Here is a 3,842-nt window from a genome sequence, read left to right as displayed (position 1 = left end):
CAGGCGGAAGGATCGGCCGTAAAGCGGATGATGTGGGTCCAGAACCCGGACCAGCTCGCCCGATGATTCGTCGGACTCACCAACAGGGATATTCCTGTAGGCCTTCACTAGAAGGCATCGACTGGCGGATGCCGCAAAAAACCTGGCGTCCGAGCTCGGCGGGATGAGCAAAACCGCTGGCTTGGCGGGAGCGAATATGATTCCATCGCGCCATGACCGATGTGGCCGATCAGCTTCCCGGTGACCTTGCCAGTGCGCACGCGATGATCCTCGCCGAGCGTGCGGCCCGCCGTGAGGCGCAAGCGCTCGCCGCTCGCGCGCAAGCCTTGAACTCGCACTCCGATGTGCTGATCGCGCGGCTCAGGCTGGAGATAGAGAAGCTGAAGCGCGAGATCCATGGCAGCCGCTCCGAACGCAAGGCGAGGCTTCACCAACAGATGGAATTGCAGCTTGAGGAGTTGGAAGCCGAGGCCAGCCAGGACGAATTGGCGGCGGAACTGACAGCGCGGTCATCGACAGTCCGAGCTTTCGAGCGCAAGCGCCCGTCGCGCAAGCCCTTTCCCGACCATCTGCCACGTGAGCGCGTGGTCATCGCCGCACCCCGGAACTGCCCGTGCTGCGGCTCGGGCAGGCTGGCCAAGCTTGGCGAGGACATTACCGAGACGCTGGAGGTGATCCCGCGCCAGTGGAAGGTGATCCCGCGCCAGTGGAAGGTGATCCAGACGGTGCGCGAGAAGTTCACCTGCCGCGAATGCGAGAAGATCTCGCAGCCGCCGGCGCCCTTCCATGTGACGCCGCGCGGCTTTGCCGGACCGAACCTTTTGGCGATGGTCCTGTTCGAGAAGTTCGCCCAGCATCAACCGCTGAACCGGCAGAGCGAGCGCTATGCCCGCGGAGGGCGTCGACCTCAGCCTGTCGACGCTTGCGGACCAGGTCGGCGCTTGTGCCGTGGCGCTGAAGCCGGTGCACGCGCTGATCGAGGCGCATGTGCTTGCCGCTGATCGTCTCCATGCCGACGACACGACCGTGCCGATCCTGGCGAAGGGCAAGACCGATACAGGCCGCATGGACCTATGTCAGGGATGACCGGCCGTTCGGCGGGCAATCGCCACCGGCGGCGCTCTTACTATGCTTCGCGCGATCGGCGGCAGGAGCATCCCGAGCGTCATTTGAGGAACTTCACCGGCATTCTGCAGGCCGATGCCTATGGCGGTTACAATCCGCTGTTCAAGGTGGACCGCGATCCCAGTCCGCTGACCCAGGCGCTGTGCTGGGCGCATGCGCGCCGCAAGTTCTTCGTACTTGCCGACATCGCCGCCAATGCCAAGCGTGGCAAGAACGCCGCGCCGATCTCACCGATCGCGCTCGAGGCGGTCAAACGCATCGACGCCCTGTTTGGTATCGAGCGCGACATCAACGGACTCGTCTCCGACGAACGTCTGCAACGACGGCAGGAAAGCCGTCTTCTCGCCACCGAACTTGAGGCCTGGATGCGGGCAGAGCGGGCAAGACTGTCGCGCAGCTCTCCGGTCGCGAGCCAATCGACTATATGCTGAAGCGCTGGGAAGGGTTCACGACCTTCCTCGGCGATGGCCGGATTTGCCTCACCAACAACGCGGCCGAACGCGCGCTGCGTGGTTTTGCTCTGGGCAGGAAAGCTTGGCTATTTGCAGGCTCCGATCGAGGTGCCGATCGGGCCGCCTTCATGGCGACGCTGATCAACACCGCCAAGCTCAACGGCATCGATCCGCAGGCATGGCTTGCCGACGTCCTCGCCCGCATCGCCGACACGCCGATCACGCAGATCGAGGACTGCTCCCGTGGAATTGAAGCCTTCTGACGGCCGCAGCGGATAAGGCTGCCTGATCTGGGCCTACAAATAAACGAGGCCGTCAGATGAGATATCAACTCCGCTCTTTACACCCTCAAATATGTGGCCGAGATGCTCGAAGAGGACGAAGACTTTTTGCGCGATTGCTCGATCGAGATGTTCTCGGAAGACGGTTGCCTGAGCGCCTACGACGACTATCCCGCATCCGAATTAAGCAAACCTATCGTCGTCTTCACCGAAGACGGCATCGACAACCTTCGGCATATCGTCGACGAGCGCAGGGCTGCGGGTCACGCACCGCCGAAACCTAGCGCAGAAAACCGTCGCCCGAAATCATAGTCACCGCAGCCCTGGCCGAATGGTTACCATGCCGAAGCAGGGCGGGACGGTGCTGCGCGATTCGTCATCGTCAGCAATGCCGAACCGAAGGGGCCTTTGTGGGAAAGGCTTGGTGCAAGCGGTTGGCCTTCGGACATAAACATCGATTGGCCAGCAGCTAAGCCTGCCGGTCGCATCCTCTCTGTCCCGCAAACCTCTTTGACGGAAGCAGTGCAGGCAAGTTGCAGGGTGGCCGAAACGTCGCCGTTGCAACTCTCGCACCAGAGACACTCGTCTGGAAGCTGGCAGGCGTCGTCACCATGGCGGCGACGGGCGAAAATGCGATGCTCGACCATGTCTTTGCTGCAAGGGCCTTCCGGCCGTTTTGAGCAGTTGGCACTTCAATTGCAGGATTTGCCGTGCCTCCGGCCCCGTATCGGGTACAGCAGGATGAGCCGGTTCTTTCGACGGCAAGCGGGTTCGCTTGATCGTTGGCTATTCGGGAGCAGGCAAAACGTCATGGTTGGCGCAATCCGCTCAGCATGCTCCTGGACCCCTGGTCTATCTCGACATCGCCGACATGCCAGTTGCGGCTCTTGCCAGTGCCGTCGCAAGAGAAATCGCTGGTCGGGTGCTCGCAGGCGAGCAGGGCCTCGGCGCGATCTTTCTTCCTGGCGCCTCCGGCCGCGCCTGCAACTTCTCTCTCGCCGCATCCATGAACGCGGTGAGGTCGTGACGGTCGCACCTGGACAATGTCCACAAACTGGCCGCTGAAGACCTGATCCGTGTGATTCAGGCAGGCGGGGATATCCGCTTTCATACTTCTTAGCCGCCCGGAGGTGAAGTCGCTGCGATCGAAGCCACCATCGGCGTGGCGCGCGAGAGCCTTTTGGGGTGGGTGCCTGATACGATAGCTGCTGCCGCGCATGAGTCGGGGTGTCAGGGCGATGCTGCGGATTGTCAGCGGTTGATCGATTTGACGAGTGGTCTCCCGCTTTTCTTCCTAAATGCGCTCTCTGTAGCCGAATCTATGAGGGTTCGGTGAAGCTTGTGTGCAGACTTGGCCCGCTCAGCACATACCAGAGAGATGGTGCAAGAACATATCCTCGGCCGGGGCTTTGGGCGATTACCAGGCGCCGTGGTCGACGTCGCGGATCTTTTCAGCCTTTGTGATGCGCCCATTACGTGAGAAAGCCGGTGCGTATGTCGTCGGAGCCGGAGGACCAGAACGTCCGATCTTGTTGCAATCTCTTCGCCATCTACTGAGCCAAGGTCTGTTGCAGGCCTTCGCCGGGGACAGGATCAAGCTGCATGATGCGGCCCGAGACGTCGGCAAGGGGCGGCCTACCTTTCACGGCAGGGAGGCGATGAGAGCGCGTCAGGAGGCGTTGAGGACCGTGGTCCAGGAAAGCCTCCATGCTAGCTGGAGCCCGGCGAAACTCTCTCTGTTCTTGCGGCTCACGGGTGAGGTTGGTCGACTCGATGTGCTGGTCGAGATGGCGACAGAAGAACTGTTTCATGAGATGGGCGTTTGGCCCGGGGTTGAGGCCTACCTCAAGCAAGGCGTGTCAATGGGCACCGAAGTCTCCGCGAATGTGGGCATCCAATTTTCCCTACCTGACAGGTGAAGTGGCCCGGTGATCAGCCGGCATCTTGATCGTCGGATTTCACTCCTGGGCGCCGGCCGCGTTTT

3 protein-coding genes and 1 pseudogene are annotated in these 3,842 nt (G+C 61.6%); 3 read left to right on the top strand and 1 reads right to left on the bottom strand.

Annotation, left to right across the window (positions count from 1 at the left end; genetic code table 11):
- Nucleotides 1-263 precede the first annotated feature (263 nt).
- Nucleotides 264-1,830: pseudogene (locus EOA85_RS39985) on the top strand (IS66 family transposase).
- A 112-nt stretch (nt 1,831-1,942) separates the two neighbouring features.
- Entirely contained in the window at nt 1,943-2,170 is a 228-nt protein-coding gene (locus EOA85_RS29855) for a hypothetical protein (RefSeq protein ID WP_127212143.1), read from the top strand.
- 496 nt (nt 2,171-2,666) lie between these two features.
- On the opposite strand, the gene EOA85_RS29850 is transcribed toward EOA85_RS29855, so the two are convergent.
- A complete protein-coding gene (locus EOA85_RS29850; protein ID WP_127212142.1) occupies nt 2,667-2,969 on the bottom strand; it encodes a hypothetical protein in 303 nt (100 codons plus the stop codon).
- Nucleotides 2,970-3,267: 298 nt separating this feature from the next.
- Here EOA85_RS29850 and EOA85_RS29845 point away from each other — a divergent pair, with 298 nt between their 5' ends.
- Nucleotides 3,268-3,777 (top strand): hypothetical protein, encoded by a 510-nt coding sequence (locus tag EOA85_RS29845; RefSeq protein WP_127212141.1) that lies wholly within the window; start codon nt 3,268-3,270, stop codon nt 3,775-3,777.
- The last annotated feature ends 65 nt before the right edge of the window (nt 3,778-3,842 follow it).

The organism is Mesorhizobium sp. M5C.F.Ca.IN.020.29.1.1 (assembly GCF_003997375.1).
GTDB lineage: Bacteria > Pseudomonadota > Alphaproteobacteria > Rhizobiales > Rhizobiaceae > Mesorhizobium > Mesorhizobium wenxiniae.
The sequence above is the reverse complement of the archived record's forward strand: the minus strand, read 5'-3'. Positions and strand labels throughout refer to the sequence as shown.